The sequence below is a fragment of the Acetatifactor muris genome, assembly GCF_024623325.1.
Classification (GTDB): domain Bacteria; phylum Bacillota; class Clostridia; order Lachnospirales; family Lachnospiraceae; genus Acetatifactor; species Acetatifactor muris.
This window is the reverse complement of sequence record NZ_JANJZD010000017.1, coordinates 80,330-96,697: the sequence shown is the minus strand read 5'-3', so window position 1 is coordinate 96,697 and position 16,368 is coordinate 80,330. Positions and strand designations below refer to the sequence as shown.

Annotated in this window: 13 protein-coding genes; 3 read left to right on the top strand and 10 right to left on the bottom strand. The window is 48.0% G+C overall.

Translation table 11 applies throughout. The features are described from left to right. Positions 1 to 18: 18 nt before the first annotated feature. From NSB25_RS16535 to NSB25_RS16525, 3 genes are all read right to left on the bottom strand, one after another. Complete coding sequence (locus NSB25_RS16535) at positions 19 to 771, bottom strand: TraX family protein (protein ID WP_103240571.1); 753 nt, start codon at positions 769 to 771, stop codon at positions 19 to 21. 121 nt (positions 772 to 892) lie between these two features. After that, positions 893 to 1,645, bottom strand: a complete 753-nt coding sequence (locus NSB25_RS16530; protein ID WP_242982483.1) for an ATP-binding protein — start codon at positions 1,643 to 1,645, stop codon at positions 893 to 895. Positions 1,646 to 2,754: 1,109 nt separating this feature from the next. Continuing rightward, positions 2,755 to 3,402, bottom strand: coding sequence for a hypothetical protein (locus NSB25_RS16525; RefSeq protein WP_146040089.1), 648 nt, complete (start codon positions 3,400 to 3,402; stop codon positions 2,755 to 2,757). 66 nt (positions 3,403 to 3,468) lie between these two features. Here NSB25_RS16525 and NSB25_RS16520 point away from each other — a divergent pair, with 66 nt between their 5' ends. Further along, on the top strand, positions 3,469 to 3,732 hold the full coding sequence (locus NSB25_RS16520; RefSeq protein WP_146040090.1) for a hypothetical protein: 264 nt from the start codon (positions 3,469 to 3,471) through the stop codon (positions 3,730 to 3,732). 327 nt (positions 3,733 to 4,059) lie between these two features. Here NSB25_RS16520 and ppdK read toward each other — a convergent pair whose 3' ends face one another. Beyond that, positions 4,060 to 6,684, bottom strand: a complete 2,625-nt coding sequence (gene ppdK / locus NSB25_RS16515) for a pyruvate, phosphate dikinase (protein ID WP_103240574.1) — start codon at positions 6,682 to 6,684, stop codon at positions 4,060 to 4,062. Between the two features lie 495 nt (positions 6,685 to 7,179). Then, entirely contained in the window at positions 7,180 to 8,013 is an 834-nt protein-coding gene (locus tag NSB25_RS16510) for a glycerophosphodiester phosphodiesterase family protein (protein WP_103240639.1), read from the bottom strand. Positions 8,014 to 8,312: 299 nt separating this feature from the next. On the opposite strand from NSB25_RS16510, the gene NSB25_RS16505 reads away from it, so the two are divergent. Both NSB25_RS16505 and NSB25_RS16500 read left to right on the top strand, forming a co-directional pair. Continuing rightward, a complete protein-coding gene (locus tag NSB25_RS16505) occupies positions 8,313 to 9,950 on the top strand; it encodes an ABC-F family ATP-binding cassette domain-containing protein (protein WP_103240575.1) in 1,638 nt (545 codons plus the stop codon). Further along, positions 9,950 to 10,837 carry a PHP domain-containing protein gene (locus tag NSB25_RS16500; RefSeq protein ID WP_103240576.1) on the top strand — a complete coding sequence of 296 codons (888 nt, stop codon included), beginning with the start codon at positions 9,950 to 9,952 and terminating at the stop codon, positions 10,835 to 10,837. The genes NSB25_RS16505 and NSB25_RS16500 overlap by 1 nt, the downstream gene beginning before the upstream one ends. A 91-nt stretch (positions 10,838 to 10,928) precedes the next feature. Here the strand turns inward: NSB25_RS16500 and NSB25_RS16495 are convergent, their stop codons facing one another. The 5 genes from NSB25_RS16495 to NSB25_RS16475 form a co-directional block, all read right to left on the bottom strand. Then, the gene (locus NSB25_RS16495; protein ID WP_103240577.1) at positions 10,929 to 11,189 is read right to left on the bottom strand and encodes a glyoxalase; all 261 of its coding nucleotides are present in this window, start codon (positions 11,187 to 11,189) and stop codon (positions 10,929 to 10,931) included. 85 nt (positions 11,190 to 11,274) lie between these two features. Beyond that, the gene (locus NSB25_RS16490) at positions 11,275 to 11,931 is read right to left on the bottom strand and encodes an HAD family hydrolase (protein ID WP_242982487.1); all 657 of its coding nucleotides are present in this window, start codon (positions 11,929 to 11,931) and stop codon (positions 11,275 to 11,277) included. Continuing rightward, a complete protein-coding gene (locus tag NSB25_RS16485; RefSeq protein ID WP_103240578.1) occupies positions 11,925 to 12,518 on the bottom strand; it encodes a Maf family protein in 594 nt (197 codons plus the stop codon). Before NSB25_RS16485 ends, NSB25_RS16490 begins: the two co-directional genes overlap by 7 nt. A 128-nt stretch (positions 12,519 to 12,646) precedes the next feature. Then, complete coding sequence (locus NSB25_RS16480; protein ID WP_103240579.1) at positions 12,647 to 14,779, bottom strand: RNA degradosome polyphosphate kinase; 2,133 nt, start codon at positions 14,777 to 14,779, stop codon at positions 12,647 to 12,649. Between the two features lie 18 nt (positions 14,780 to 14,797). Beyond that, positions 14,798 to 16,339, bottom strand: a complete 1,542-nt coding sequence (locus NSB25_RS16475; protein ID WP_242982484.1) for a Ppx/GppA phosphatase family protein — start codon at positions 16,337 to 16,339, stop codon at positions 14,798 to 14,800. Positions 16,340 to 16,368: the final 29 nt, after the last annotated feature.

Sequence of the window (16,368 nt, the reverse complement as noted above, 5' to 3'; positions counted from 1 at the left end):
GACAAATGGGAAGTTGTATTATAGCCGCAAAATTCTTATTATACCTAACACGAAGAGATGAACCGGATAGAACCAATAAAAGAACCATTTAGAAAATGTCTTTCCCCGTTCCATCCGTTTACCATTATAAAAATAGATGATAGTAATTCCTGCAAGAGTTACTCCTACAATACGACCTAACGCATAAAGAATATTTGTATTTAGAGGAAATCTTCCAATACCACCTACAAACTTAAACATACCAAACAATATAATTGAAATTACAAAGGCGGCTTTTAACTTCTTTTTTGAATCTTTTCCCCATATAAACAAGAGCGTAAATATTGGAGCCAGCAAAGGCCAATCTGAAACAAGAGAAAGTAAGATTAGAATTAAAATAGAGACAACTTTCAATGGCGTATGTTTAACTCTTTCTACTACAAAAAGAATACAAAAACATATAAATAATGTAAAAAGCATATTTAGCCCGCAGAACTCCAATACTCCATTTTCCGTAAAAGCAAGGCAATATGGTATTTCAGAAATCAAAGCATATATTATCAACCTATAGGCATATTTTTTCTTTGAATGAGTATATTGATACCCTTCAACAAGGAAATAGCACATAATAATAGCTGTAAAATACCCTACATTCAGAAAAACTTCTGATACAAAGTTACCACTTTCCATGAATATCTTTGAGATATGATTTAAAAGCATCGTGAACATGGCTATGTATTTAATTGTATCTCTATTTAAGACTTTCCATTTTGTTTCCGTTATTTCATCCATCTTCAATTACCTCCTAAAATTCCGATTATCCTATTCATCGTTCTTTTTTATCCATTTCAATTCTTCCAAAATAAATCTTGATTTGATTCTTTGCCAATCACTTTTTTCTCCAATAAAAATATCAACCCATTTTGTGGACTGCAAGTTTAATTGTTACACAAGCTCCACCAGAAGCAATATTTGAAAGTTCTAAACTTCCGCCGTGTTTCTGGCTAAGGACACGGCTTGTAGCCAATCTCAGGCCCATATGCTCTCCCGTTTTATCCTCAGAATAAAGAAAGGTGTTCTTTTTACGGAGCATTGCCCTTGAAAAACCTTTGCCATCGTCTGATATGGTTATCATAAGCATACCATCGGTAAGGGAGTACCCAAAATTCACCTTGCTTTTGGCATATCGAATGGCATTAGAAAAGATATTCTCGACAATACGGTAAAAGATCTGCTCGTCTAATTTCACCTGACATTCGGATATAGTGGAATAGTCTTCCTCCCACATAAAAATTTCCAATGTATGCACAATATACCGTAGCAGCTTCGCCATCTGCCCGCCCTCTAACGTGACAGACTGCTCCACACCCTCTGTCTGAAAATCCGTCATGGTAAGCACACGGCTTTTCCGGTCAATGGTAAAATGCCGATCTACCAGCTCCATATTGCCGTATTCATCGTAAACCTCTGTATGTACCCCAAAAGACAGCGTATTGATGACAAGCTGCTTTTTTATGGCATTGCGCTCTGCATAGGGAAAGCATACGTTGTAAATCTCCCTGGCCGTGTCCGCCACCTCCGGGCAGTCATCCTTCATTTTGGTTTTCAGCCATTTCTTCTCGTTCTCTGAAAGCCGCCGCATGGGAAAGTCCATTAAACGGCTCATATCCATTGCTGCCGCTTTTTCCGCAGCACTTAAACGGGAGCAGGCTTTGCAGATATGGGCTGCATGGCCTTTCCCTGAAAATTTCTCATTTGCTTTATATTCGCCGCATATTTTACAGTAATGGCTGTTCTTCCTGTAACTGTAAACGCCATTATTCTCAGCCCGACTGTAACTGGGGATGGGACTCTCACAGGGGATCCTATTTTTTCGGTTACCACCTCTACATGTATGTGGCTTCCGATTCCTTCAGCGACCTCCCTGTGTTTCCGCTTTTAGAGCGGGCCTCCCGGCATGACATGCTTTCCTTCCTGCATTCTTTTTTCACCATGAAAGCGTATCTTCCGGAATTCCAGATTGAAAAGCTCCTTCTGGATTCTGCACACGACGCTTACCCTGTTTATGAATACTGCAGACGGAAACATATCACACCGTTTATCGACCTCAATCCCGGACATACCGGGCATTTTACCTATAAGGACGATTTTACAATCGATGACGATGGGGTCCCTGTCTGTAAGTTGGGCTTACGTATGCATAAAGATGGATATGAAGCTGCCAAACATCAGGCAAAATACCGGCGCCCGAAATCAAACCGGAAACGTGGCTGCTTTTGTGAACACCCTTGTTCACCGGCAAAACAAGAATCATTATTAGGATTGACCGCCTAATAATGATATCTTAAGCGATTCCATAAGATTTTTCAAGGCATAGTACCCGCTATGTCCAATGTTTATGTCCATTTTTCTCTAATTTCTTTTCCTGCACGATATTCAGTTGTCAATTTTCGGTTGGTATCTCGTTCATTGAGATTCCGAGAAGTTATCACCTGTCAGTCATCATGGATATAATATATATTTCCGTATCTGGTTCAGACTGACAGGGCATAAAATAATAATTCTAAATTTTTTCCGAAAGTTGCGACAGTTTATCTCTGCTGGTGTGTTTATCAGCACTCTTCTGCTGTCGCAACTTTCGCTAACTTTTTTGATTTCTGTTTGCCGTCTTTGGAATCACGGTTGACGGCATACCGTTGCTGTCTGCAACATCAAGAAGATCGATCAGTAATCCGGACATGGAATTTACATATTCTTTCCTGCCCTGCATCAGTTCTATGACACACAGGGCAACAACATCCTCGTCCAGTGTGCGCTGATTCTTATCTTATTTCTGATCCGGACCTCTTCCGTATCGTTCAGTGCAGCCGCCAAAACATTGAAGCAGGCTCCGAGCATCTCCGGTCTGTCTTTTTCAAACTCCGCCCACAGTTCCTCTTCTGTCAGAACCTTATCAGGAGTAATCCTTCTTAATGTGAGAATAACAGAACGGTCTAACAGGTCGCTTTCTTTCGCGACTAATGAAACCCCATTGACCGCAACCACCGCCTTTAAGTCCAGAACGATTTCATCTGCATTGCGGTATAATGCGCGCTTTGAAAAACTCCCTCCGGTAACTGCGACTGCAAGAATATCCGATATTTTACGGCTCAGGGAAGATAAGTTATCGAATGTCACAAAGTAACCGTTATACAGCCTCACCTCCAGTCCGTCGCTGCCTCTTGGAATGCCGCTTCCCAGTTCGCTTGACTTCGGATCGATCAGTTCCTCCAGTTTTTTAAAACTGCTGCTCTTACTTGATCCTTTCTCCCCTGTAAGCACCAGAATGGGATGGTTAATTCTAAGCCCCCACAGGGAGGTCACAAGATACAGTGTGAGAAGCTTTACCTCCCTGTCGGATGACAGATTGAAATGCTTTCTCATATAATTCAGCAATTTCGACGGTTGAACCCTTAGATTCGGTTCTATCTGGTTGGCATAGTTCGCCGCGTGGCGAAAGATGATGCCGGATGTCTTTTCAACGAAAACTTCGCCATGCTCAATCCATACAGCCGTACCCTCTTCTCTGTTCAGTTCGTAGGCATATTGATAGCTGTTGTTAAATACGCGTTTGCAGACTTCAACCTCTTCTGTCGTGTCTGTCCCGATGATCTCGATAATCTCGACTGTGCAAATTCAAAAGAACCATTCTTTTGTCTCTCTGCAGCTCTGACAAAAAAACTTTTCTTAAAGACAATGGAATTGATACAATAAAAACCAGGGTTGATAAGCTAATGAATGATCCATACCAATCACCAAAAAAATAAAAATATCAGGGGCATGTTACTACCCGTCAACGTAACATGCCCTTTCTCGTTTCAATCCTTATATTCTCCATTGACAGCCAGAACCACGCGTTTTACAGCACACAAAAAAGTCCCCTGCTACTTTTTCTATAAAGTAACAGAGGACTTTTCTTTATTCATGACAATAGAAAGTTCGCAAAGCGCGCTTTCTATTGTACATACCTGTACCTTATTGGACATTAGTAGTCCAATAAGTATAAATAATCAAACTACTATTTACGCAGCTTCCAGTGTATTACTTACTGTTAATAGCCGCCTGTGCTGCCGCCAACCGTGCAATAGGCACCCGGAAAGGAGAACAGGACACATAATCCAAACCAATCTTATGGCAGAACTCCACGGAAGAAGGATCCCCGCCGTGCTCGCCGCAGATACCCACATGCATTTTCGGGTTCACGGGCTTGCCCAGCTTAATCGCCATTTCCATCAGCTTGCCAACGCCGTTCTGATCCAGCTTCGCAAACGGATCATTCTCCAGAATCTTGGCGTCATAGTAAGCGGTCAGGAACTTGCCTGCGTCGTCGCGGGAGAAGCCGAAAGTCATCTGCGTCAGGTCATTGGTACCAAAGCAGAAGAAATCAGCTTCGCTGGCAATTTCATCCGCACTCAGCGCTGCTCTGGGAATCTCAATCATCGTACCTACTTCATAGTCCAGATCAATGCCTGCAGCCGCGATTTCCGCATCTGCTGTCTCTACCACAATCTTCTTTACATACTTTAATTCCTTGATATCACAAATCAGGGGAATCATGATTTCAGGCTTTGTCTTCCAGCCGGAATGAGCTTTCTGCACATTAATTGCAGCACGGATGACAGCTTTGGTCTGCATCTTCGCAATCTCTGGATACGTCACTGCCAGACGGCATCCTCTGTGGCCCATCATGGGATTGAACTCATGCAGGCTTGCAATGATATTCTTGATCTCCTCAACGGTCTTGCCCTGAGACTGTGCCAGCTTCTCAATGTCAGCTTCTTCTGTGGGAACAAACTCATGAAGAGGCGGATCAAGGAAACGGATAGTAACCGGATATCCTTCCAGAGCCTCATAGAGCTTCTCAAAGTCACCCTGCTGATAAGGCAGAATCTTCTCAAGAGCCGCCTCTCTCTCCTCTACAGTATCAGAACAGATCATCTCGCGGAAAGCTGCAATTCTGTCTTCCTCGAAGAACATATGCTCCGTACGGCACAGACCGATACCCTCTGCCCCCAGCTCTCTTGCTTTTTTGGCGTCTGCGGGAGTATCCGCATTTGTTCTTACCTTCAGTTTCCTGTATTTGTCAGCCCAGGCCATAACTCTGCCGAACTCGCCGGCGATAGTGGCGTCAACAGTGGGAATTCTGCCATCATAAATATTACCTGTGGTACCATCGATGGAGATATAATCTCCCTCATGATATTCCTTACCCGCCAGGGTGAACCTTTTGTTCTCCTCGTCCATGGCAATGTCACCGCAGCCGGATACACAGCAGGTTCCCATTCCCCGGGCCACAACAGCCGCATGAGAAGTCATGCCGCCCCGAACTGTCAGAATGCCCTGTGCCACCTTCATACCGGTGATATCTTCGGGAGAAGTCTCCAGACGAACCAGAACTACCTTCTCTCCCTTTGCATGCCAGCTTTCCGCATCTTCCGCTGAAAATACGATTTTACCGCAGGCAGCTCCCGGGGATGCTCCAAGGCCTTTGCCGGCAGGAGTGGCGGCCTTCAGCGCAGCGGTGTCAAACTGAGGATGCAGCAGCGTATCAAGGTTGCGGGGATCAATCATGGCCACCGCTTCCTGCTCAGAACGCATGCCTTCATCTACCAGATCACAGGCAATCTTCAGAGCTGCCTGTGCGGTTCTCTTTCCGTTTCTGGTCTGGAGCATATACAGTTTGCCATGCTCCACAGTAAATTCCATATCCTGCATATCTCTGTAATGATTTTCCAGAGTCTTGCACACATCTTTAAACTGAGCAAACGCCTCGGGGAACTTGTCCGACATCTCCGTAATCTTCATGGGCGTGCGGACACCTGCAACCACGTCTTCACCCTGTGCGTTTGTCAGGAACTCACCGAAAAGTCCCTTTGCCCCTGTAGCCGGGTCACGCGTAAATGCAACGCCTGTACCGCAGTCGTCACCCATGTTGCCGAAAGCCATGGACTGCACATTGACAGCCGTACCCCAGGAATAGGGAATATCATTGTCACGGCGATACACATTTGCACGGGGATTGTCCCAGGAACGGAACACTGCCTTGATGGCACCCATCAGCTGGTCCTTCGGATCATCCGGGAAATCTCTGCCGATTTTTGCCTTATACTCAGCCTTGAACTGTCCTGCCAGTTCTTTCAGATCCTCTGCCGTCAGCTCCACATCCTGCTTTACACCCTTTTTCTCCTTCATGGCGTCAATGAGCTGTTCGAAATACTTCTTGCCCACTTCCATAACCACGTCAGAATACATCTGGATAAATCTTCTGTAGCAGTCCCATGCCCAGCGGGGATTGCCTGATTTCTCTGCAATAACGTTTACCACATCTTCATTCAGACCCAGATTCAGAATTGTATCCATCATACCCGGCATGGATGCCCTCGCACCGGAGCGGACTGATACCAGCAGCGGGTTCTCCTTATCTCCGAACTTCTTGCCGGTGATCTCTTCCATCTTCACAATATACTCATTAATCTGTGCCTGTATCTCATCGTTGATTTCTCTTCCGTCCTCATAGTACTGTGTACAGGCCTCCGTTGTAATAGTAAAGCCCTGAGGCACCGGAAGTCCCAGTCCGGTCATCTCTGCCAGGTTTGCACCTTTACCGCCCAGAAGTTCCCGCATATCGGCGTTCCCCTCTGTAAACAAGTACACCCATTTTCTCATCTTTTTTCTCCCTTTCCTTTTGAATTCTTAAGCGGACCAAACTATCCGCTTTCTGACAAAAAACAAATATACGTCAGTCTTTTAATATTGTAACAATTTACCAAAGGAATATCAACCCATATCTTGGCAATTCTTGACCGGGCTTTCTAATTTCGTGCAACCTGTCCATTTTTCGTCATTTGCAGATGACATACTGCACAACAAAAAATGACTTGTAAGCGTTTACATACGTTGCACTTACAAGCCTTATCCTGCTCCGCTGTCCTGTCTCACAATCCTACAACATTCAGGAACAGCATATAATCCATGAAATGTCCCCGTGTCAAAGACCCCGCTGCAAGCAACGGGGCATCAAATTTGTAGCGCTGCAGAGCAGAAAGCGTCCAAAGGACACTTTGGTATTTGACCCCTGCGGCAGTCGCCAAATGTGCATGCAAGCATGCCCGCTTGGCTCGTTGCTCGCGGGAATAAATATGCTCCCTGCAGCTGCCTCACTCAGCAGGTATGGTTTGTCGGCATAAAGCTGTCAAAAATAAACATATCAAAATGTTTCTTCGCTTCTGCCAGCTGCTCCCTGCTCCGAATCGTCCATGCCGCAGCCTTGCTGTGATACAGGCTGCGGCAGATCCTTCTGGACAGTATCTTGGGATATTTGCAGTTATATGCGATAAAGTCAGGTCTGCTCACCCAGTTAAGGAGCAGATTCTGCAGCAGAAAGGAAATGGTACCCACATATTCTCCCTCTTTCAGAAAGGCATCCGAAAGCTGTCCTCTCACAACTTCTCTCCTGTGTCTGCGATACCAGAATACAGCCAGCGGATTGAAGGATTCGATACAGTAAAGTCCCTGATATGCGGAAAGCAGCCTGTCCACCGCCGGACACAGCGACATATCCGTCCTTTCGATTTTCAGCTCCACAATCAGCGGCACCCGTCCGTCCACCAGCTGCAGAACTTCTTCCAGTTTCGGGATTTGCTCCTGCGTTCCGCACAAACGCAGCTTGCGAAGTTCTTCATAAGTGTACTCTCCCGGCTTTCCCTCTGTTCCGCAGATTCTCTTCAGAGTGAAATCATGGAATACCACCGGAATGCCGTCCCCTGTGAGCTGCACATCCAGCTCAATGCCAAAGCCTTCCTCCACCGCCCGCCGAAAAGCAATCAGCGAATTCTCCGGTATGCCCGCCCTGTTATCATGAAGTCCTCTGTGCGCATACAGCCGGCCGGTAAAAGGCAAGGTATCCGGCTTGTACATCATCCGGGGCATAATCATCAGAAAATAAAGTACTGTCAATATAACGATACAGATGAAAAGTATCAATAGTATTTTCATTGGTCCCTGATCCTTTCTTCTCACACCTTCTCTACTGTAATCCTTTTTTTCATATTTTTCAAGTCCTCCGGCTTTCAAAGCATACACTTCTCCAATCCTGTATCATTCTTCAGCCGGGACACGAAACCGCCGTATCCTGTCCCCGTGTGATGAACCATTTCTGTAAACAGTTCATTCTAATGGCAAATTTACCCGATTTTCCTTGCTAATTCAGGCTTTTTGTGTATAATGATATAATGAAATAAAGAAACGCCTGTCCGTCAAAATCCGGCGGCAGACGCGGGAAATGAGGATGTAAAATGATAAGTGTAAACAATGTAACCTTAAGGATTGGCAAAAAGGCATTATTCGAGGATGTAAATATCAAATTTACCGAGGGCAACTGCTATGGCGTCATCGGCGCTAACGGTGCAGGCAAATCCACTTTTCTGAGAATCCTGTCCGGAGATCTGGAGACCACCCGGGGCGACATCTCCATCACTCCCGGTCAGCGCCTTTCCGTGCTGGAACAGGATCATTTTAAGTATGACGAGTATCCTGTGATGGACACCGTCATCATGGGAAATGCCCGTCTGTATCAGATTATGAAGGAGAAGGACGCCATTTACGCCAAGGAAGATTTCACCGATGAGGACGGTATCCTCGCCAGCGAGCTGGAGGCGGAATTTGCGGAGATGGACGGCTGGGAAGCAGAATCCAATGCCGCCATGGTGTTGAATGGCCTTGGCATCGGCACCGAATTTCATGAATCGCTGATGAAGGATCTGGACGGCAGTCTGAAGGTAAAAGTCCTGCTGGCGAAGGCCCTGTTCGGCAATCCCGATATCCTGCTTCTGGACGAGCCAACCAACCATCTGGACCTGGATGCCATCGCATGGCTGGAGGACTTTCTCATTGATTTTGAGAATACGGTAATTGTGGTTTCCCATGACCGCTATTTTCTGAACAAGGTATGTACCCATACCGCAGATATCGACTACGGCAAAATTCAGCTCTATGCGGGCAATTATGACTTCTGGTATGAATCCAGTCAGCTGCTGGTACGCCAGATGAAGGAGGCAAACAAGAAGAAGGAAGAGAAAATCAAAGAACTGCAGGAATTTATCTCCCGTTTCTCTGCAAATGCTTCCAAGTCCAAGCAGGCGACGTCCAGAAAACGTGCCCTGGAAAAAATCGAGCTGGATGAGATTAAACCCTCCAGCCGCAAATACCCTTATATTGACTTCCGCCCGGACCGTGAAATCGGAAACGAGGTTCTGACAGTGGAGCATCTGTCCAAAACCGTCAATGGAGAAAAAGTGCTTGACGATATCTCTTTCGTGGTGGGCCATGATGACAAGATTGCCTTTGTGGGAAGTCAGGAGCTGGCGAAAACCACTCTCTTCCAGATACTCATGGGAGAACTGGAGCCGGACGAAGGGACTTACAAATGGGGTGTAACTACCTCCCAGGCATACTTCCCCAAGGATAATACGGAGGAATTCAGCAATGAGATGACCATTGCCGAATGGCTCACCGGCTATTCCCCCGTAAAGGACGTCACCTATGTGCGCGGTTTCCTGGGCCGAATGCTCTTCGCAGGTGAGGACGGTGTCAAGAAAGTGAAAGTCCTCTCCGGAGGGGAAAAAGTCCGCTGTCTGCTGTCCAAAATGATGATCAGCGGCGCCAACTGTCTGGTCTTTGACGAGCCCACCAATCACCTGGACATGGAGTCCATTACTGCTCTGAACAATGGGTTGATTAAGTTCCCGGGTGTGGCCCTGTTCTCCTGTCACGACCATCAGTTTGTACAGACCACGGCCAACCGCATTATAGAATTTCTGCCGGACGGACACATGATTGACAAGATTACTTCTTATGACGAATATCTGGCAAACGACGAAATGGCCAGAAAGCGAACTGTATTTACCGCTCAGAAGGAAGAGGAAGAATATTGATGCAGGCAGTTGATTTACACGTACATTCCAATCGTTCCGACGGTACCTTCACTCCCGCCGGGCTGGTGGATTATGCCATGGAAAAGGGGCTGACCGCATTTGCACTGACGGATCATGACACAGTGGAGGGCCTGGACGAGGCCATAAGATACGCCGAAAGTCTGCGGGCCTGTCTCTCTGCCCCGGAAAAAGTGCCGGAAGTCATACCCGGCATCGAATTTTCGACTGAATATCTGGGAAAAGATATCCACATCCTGGGATTGTATATTGATTATCACGGAGATGCCTTTCAAAGGCATCTCCAGACTTTTGTGAATTCCAGAGTTACCAGAAATCTGAAAATGTGCGGTCTGCTTCAGAAAGCAGGCCTTTTCGTCACTTATGAGGCGCTTCTGGCGGAATTTCCCGGCGCGGTAATCACCAGAGCCCATTATGCCAGGTATATGCTGAATCACGGTTACATTTCCAGTATGGCAGAGGCCTTCGACCGCTACATTGGTGATCAGGGGCCCTGCTATGTTCCCCGGGAGAAAATCACCCCCGTTCAGGCTGTGAAGCTGATACAGAATGCCGGAGGTGTCCCCATCCTTGCCCATCCGATTCTCTACCATATGGATGCCCGGCAGCTGGAGGCGCTGACAGCCAGTCTGCAGGAAGCGGGGCTGGCAGGCATAGAGGCTGTTTACAGCACCTATTCTGACACGGAGGAGCGCCAGATGCGCACACTGGCTTCCAGACATGGGCTGCTTGTCAGCGGAGGCAGTGATTTTCACGGCTCCAACAAACCTGGCCTGGATCTGGCCTCAGGCTATGGAAAGCTGTTCGTTCCCCATTCCGTTCTGGATGATATCAAGGATTTTATCGAGCGCAAAAATACGCGAAAATGACGGCATATTCCCTCCGCACCTGCCTCTCGGCGCTGCGCATAAAAACGGCAGGAATCTCTCCTGCCGTTTTTGTCATTTTAACCTCTGACTTTCAGACTGTCACAATCAGATATCTGCCGTCGCCGATGTCAAACACTTCGTCTGCATCCAGAATCTCTTCATCCATTGCACCCTCAATGTCGATGCCTTCATCCTCGAAGTACTGAATCACTTCTGCAACAGAGTTGACTACAACAGCCATGGAGTCGTCTAAAAAGTGCTCAGCTTCCTCAAGGGTTTCTGCAACCTCCCTGGGAAAAAGCTGCAGCTGATTTTCCAGAAAGCACTCCAACACATCGTCGTCAAACTGCATTTTTTACCCTCCTTTCTTTCCAGAAGTTCATGCTCTTGCACACATAATAATACGATTAAGAATCCATGTCAATATGGAAATGAAATCAATCTGTATATCGCAACAATTCCAGCGGATATTCAATCACCGCATCCGCACCTGCTTCATCCAGCTCCTTTCGCTCCCTGAAGCCCCAGAGCGCACCTACGGTAAAGATACCGGCATTTTTCCCGGTCTTCATGTCTGTGGCTGTATCTCCCAGATACAGTGTATCCGCCGCCGTCAGTCCAAGCTTCTCCAATATCCTGAAAACGCCTTCCGGACTTGGCTTGATCGGGACGGATTCCTTCTGCCCCTGTATCACGTCAAAGCACGTTTTTCCGAACAGCGTTTCAATTACGTTGACAGTCTCCGCGTGAGGCTTATTGGAGAGCACCGCCAGCTTGATCTCCTGAGCCTTTAATGCCGCAAGCAGTTCCGGAATCCCCTCGTAGGGCCGCACCCTATACATGCAGTTTTCCCTGAATATTTCTCTGTAAAGAGCATAGGCCTCCTCAAAATGCACAAGCTCCCTGTCTCCGCCGGCTGCCAGCGCACGTCTGACCAGATTCGCCGCCCCGTCTCCAATGAAATATTTATATTGTTCTACAGAAAAAGGGCCATAGCCGAATTGCTCCATGGTTCGGTCCCCGCTGTATTTTATACTGTGAATGGAATCGGAAAGTGTTCCGTCCAGATCAAAAATCACCGCTCTCTTCACCATTCCGTCCACTCCTTTGCCTCCTGGTAAAGTCTGCTTACCGGCAGCCCCACCACGTTATTGTAATCACCCTCTATACTTCTCACATATCGGGCAAAAATTCCCTGGATCCCATAGGCTCCCGCCTTATCCATACTCTCCCCTGCCGCCACATAGGCGGTTATCTCCGCTTCTGTCAGCGGGTAAAAATTCACTCTTGTCACTTCATGGAACACCCTGCGCTGTATAATACGCTCTTCCCTGCCACCCTTTCGAAAAAGCAGCGCCACGCCGGTATACACTTCATGACTTTTCCCGGAAAGTCCCCTCAGCATTTCACTGGCCTGCGCCTCATCCACAGGCTTGCCCAGAATGTTTCCCTCCAAAGCCACCACCGTATCCGCTCCGATTACCAGAACATCTTCCCCGGTGTCCTCCTCAGACGTCAGCACTGCCTCCGCCTTCTGCCGCGCCAGCTCCTCTACCATCAGAGCAGGTTCCGATACGGACGTTTTCTCTTCCATGTGACTTATTCTGACTTCAAAGTCAATTCCTATCTGCGTCAGCAGCTCCCGTCTACGGGGCGACGCCGATGCCAGTATGATTCTCATCTCCGCCTCCTGTTACTGTCTCCAGCTTTACCTTTCCGGCTCCGCCTGGTGCTCATGCTCTCACGAAATACCCGGTAATCGGAATGATCACCCGGGCGGCAGTGGGTACTGTAAAATCTGCAATACTCTTACGACTCGTGATGAATCTCCGGCACAAAGGTTCTGGTGGTCCGGCTGTCCTCCTCGAACGCCGCTTTCGCCTCCGCAATGGCTTCCGTACAGAATTCCTTCTGGGACCAGCGCAGCTGCTGTCCTCTCTTGCTGGCCCGCTCATAGGAGCCGTCCCCCCGCAATACCGAAGCCTTTACATTATCCTTCAGCTGACTCTGCAGTATGCGCAGCAGTCTCTCCTTCAGCTCCGGTCTGTCCACCGGGAACAGGATTTCCACACGCCGCTCCAGATTGCGTGGCATCCAGTCCGCACTGCCACAGTAAATTTCGTAATGTTCATCATTCTCAAAATAGAAAATTCTGCTGTGCTCCAGAAAATCACCTACAATCGAACGGACCGTAATATTCTCGCTGACACCTTTGATTCCTGTCTTCAGGCAGCAGATTCCCCGGACAATCAGGTCTATTTTGACACCTGCCGCCGACGCGGCATACAGGGATGCAATAATGTCCTGATCACAGAGAGAATTCATCTTGGCAATGATACGGGCAGGCCTTCCGTCCAGTGCGTATTTTTTCTCCCGCTCAATCAGATAGCAGAAACGCTTTTTCAGCCACAGCGGCGCCAGAGACAGCTTGTTCCACACCAGAGGCTCGGAATATCCCGACAGCATGTTGAATACTGCGGTGGCATCCTCCCCGATAGCCTCAGAGCAGGTCAGCAGTCCGATATCCGTGTACAGCTTAGCCGTGGCATCATTGTAATTTCCGGTTCCCAGATGTACATAGCGCCTGATGCCATCCTCTTCTCTGCGCACCACCAGCGTAATCTTGCTGTGGGTCTTCAGCCCCACCAGACCATAGATTACATGGCAGCCTGCCTTCTCCAGCATCCTCGCCCACACAATATTGTTCTCTTCGTCAAAGCGGGCCTTCAGCTCCACCAGCACTGTCACCTGCTTTCCGTTCTCCGCAGCCTGGGCCAGCGCCGCAATGATGGGAGAATTGCCACTGACCCGATACAGGGTCTGCTTAATGGCCAGCACTTCCGGATCCTTTGCCGCCTGACGGATAAATTCCACCACCGGTTCAAAGGTCTGGTAAGGATGGTGCAGAAGGATATCGTTTCTCCGAATCTCGTCAAATATTCTGCTGCCGGGAGGAAGCTGCGGCACCAGCTGAGGAATGTGCTTCGGCGACTTCAGATGCTCGAATCCTTCCAGCCCGTACAGCTTCATCAGCACTGTCAGATCCAGCGGGCCATCTATAGTATAAATGTTATGCTCCTCTATATGCAGTTCATCCCGAAGAATTTTCAGCAGTCTTTTATCGCAGTGAGCCGCCACCTCCAGTCGAATGGCTTCTCCCCACTGACGCTTCTTCAGCTGCTTCTCAATTTCCTTCAGCAGATCCGCAGCCTCATCCTCCTCAATCGTCAGATCAGCATTCCGCATTATCCTGAACGGGTATGCACACACAATGTCATAATTCAGAAAAAGTTTGTGCATATTCCGTTCGATAATTTCCTCCAGGAAGATAATTTTGCGCGCTCCACCGTTAGTGGGCAGCTCCACAATGCGGCTGAGCACGCCGGGCACCTGCACGGTGGCAAATTCCAGCTCGCTGCCCTTTTCCTTCTTGTGCACCAGCGCCGCGATGTTCAGGGTCTTGTTGCGTATCAGCGGAAAGGGCCTGGAAGAATCTACCGCCATGGGCGTCAGTACGGGGTATACATTTTCCTCAAAATACTTATCCGCAAATTCCGCTTCCTTCCTGGTCAGATCTTCATATCTGCGGATAATCTGCAGGCCGTTCTGTTTCAGTTTGGGCATAAGAGAGCGATTATATGTGGTGTACTGCAGATCCACCAGTTCGTGAATAGCCACATCCAGCAAGTCCAGCTGTTCCTGGGGCGTCAGTCCCGCTATATCCGGCTTCTGATACTTTGCATTGACCATATCCTTCAGAGACGCCACCCGAATCATGAAAAATTCATCCAGATTGCTGGCTGTGATGCTTAAAAATTTCAGGCGTTCAAACAACGGGATCGTCTTATCCCGGGCCTCGTTCAATACTCTCTGATCAAACAAAATCCAGCTGATTTCTCTGTTCGTGTAATATTTCGGATCATAAAAATCGATTTCACCCATAATTTTCCTCACCCCGTCTTAAAATATTTTTCTCTGCTTCAATACAGGTTCCACACTGAATACTTCTTTGAAAAAGTCCCCATTTGCTTCAAAAAAGCCCTTTTCCAAAGTGATATCCTCCTGTGTGTCCACAGTCAGCACCAACTGATTCTCCTTTAAAACTGCCTTCAGGCCTTTCAGCTTCTGCTTATGGCTTCTGTCCAGACTGTTGGCCAGCCGCAGAATAGCCGTCAGCTTGGCTACCATCAGGAAGGATTCCCGGTTCCAGTCCAGACTGGCTTCCTGACCGTCATAGACGAATTTACTGTGATTAAAGCGCACCACATTGGCTACAATCTCTCTCTCCTGCTGAGACAGGCCGATGATTTCCGTAGCCATGACAATCTGGAATGAAGTCTCCCCGATATTCACCATACTGATGTATTTGCCACAGTCATGCAGAATGGCGGCCAGCCGCAGATAAAGCCGCTCCCGCTTCCCCAGGCCATGGACCTTTTTCATACTGTCGAAGATGGTCATTGTGAAATTTTCCAGTATCTCCGAACGTTTCCGGCTTCCCATATAGCGCTTGCTGATATTGACGGCACAGGCGATAATGTCTTCTTCGAAATCATGCTCTCCCTGGAACATTTTGATTTTTTCCGCGTATTCATAGGCAATTCCGTCACAGAGTGTCACTCCCGGCAGCCAGACACGCTCAATTCCCATCATCTCCGCAATATATTTAATCAGGACCGCACTGATGAACAACAGCGGAACCCGCTCCTCCGAAATATCCATATAGGCGGCAATCTGCGCCGGGTTCTTACCGCGCAGCACTTCAAAAATGCGCAGGAATTCCGCTCTGTCCAGAAAAGTCCTTCCCGCGTCCTTCCCGCTTCGCCGCACTGCCCAGGGGCTGAGATAATCGTCCACCACAATCAGATTCCGGATCTCCTTATTGTTCAGGTAGAGCTTCTTATATGTATCCAGCCGGGCCATGGCCATCTCGTTGATCAGCTCTTCCGTCTGAGAGCTCTTCACCGAGAAACGGTTCAGGTAATCCTGCAGCCGCAGTACACCAAGACGCAGATTCTGCGTGGATACCAGAGTGTCCTTGTCAAACAGTGACAGCTGAATGCTCCCTCCTCCAATATCCAGAATCGCCGTTTTCTCCTCTATAATCTTCCGAAAGCTCTCTCCTTTGGAAGCCACGGATTTATAATCCAGAAACCGCTGCTCCGAGTTGCCCAGAGTCTCCACCTTGATTCCCGTGCGCTGGGCAATCTGGTCCTGAACGATAGTGGTGTTCTTCGTCTCCCGGATAGCACTGGTGCCGTAAGCCTTATAGCCCACCACCCTGTAAGACTTCATAATATCGGAAAAATCCTTCAGCGTCCGGCAGAGTTCGTCCATCTTCTCGTTGCTGATCTTGCCCATGGCAAAGGTATCCGCCCCTAAATCCAGTCGCTTACTCACACAGTCGATTTCCCGCATACTGTTTTTCCCGGAAAATTCAAATATTTTAATGGTCAGCTCATAGCTGCCCACATCAATTGCCGCAAATGTTCTGACGGTCAACTGGTTCACCTCCTCGTTAATTTAGTTCC

Excerpts from the sequence above, each read along its gene's own strand:
- NSB25_RS16505 (WP_103240575.1), top strand. The coding sequence starts at position 8,313 with ATGATAAGTGTAAACAATGTAACCTTAAGGATTGGCAAAAAGGCATTA.
- NSB25_RS16485 (WP_103240578.1), bottom strand. The coding sequence starts at position 12,518 with ATGAGAATCATACTGGCATCGGCGTCGCCCCGTAGACGGGAGCTGCTG.
- NSB25_RS16530 (WP_242982483.1), bottom strand. The coding sequence starts at position 1,645 with ATGAGCCGTTTAATGGACTTTCCCATGCGGCGGCTTTCAGAGAACGAG.
- NSB25_RS16480 (WP_103240579.1), bottom strand. The coding sequence starts at position 14,779 with ATGGGTGAAATCGATTTTTATGATCCGAAATATTACACGAACAGAGAA.
- NSB25_RS16535 (WP_103240571.1), bottom strand. The coding sequence starts at position 771 with ATGGATGAAATAACGGAAACAAAATGGAAAGTCTTAAATAGAGATACA.
- NSB25_RS16525 (WP_146040089.1), bottom strand. The coding sequence starts at position 3,402 with ATGAGAAAGCATTTCAATCTGTCATCCGACAGGGAGGTAAAGCTTCTC.
- NSB25_RS16495 (WP_103240577.1), bottom strand. The coding sequence starts at position 11,189 with ATGCAGTTTGACGACGATGTGTTGGAGTGCTTTCTGGAAAATCAGCTG.
- ppdK (WP_103240574.1), bottom strand. The coding sequence starts at position 6,684 with ATGAGAAAATGGGTGTACTTGTTTACAGAGGGGAACGCCGATATGCGG.
- NSB25_RS16510 (WP_103240639.1), bottom strand. The coding sequence starts at position 8,013 with ATGAAAATACTATTGATACTTTTCATCTGTATCGTTATATTGACAGTA.
- NSB25_RS16490 (WP_242982487.1), bottom strand. The coding sequence starts at position 11,931 with ATGGTGAAGAGAGCGGTGATTTTTGATCTGGACGGAACACTTTCCGAT.
- NSB25_RS16500 (WP_103240576.1), top strand. The coding sequence starts at position 9,950 with ATGCAGGCAGTTGATTTACACGTACATTCCAATCGTTCCGACGGTACC.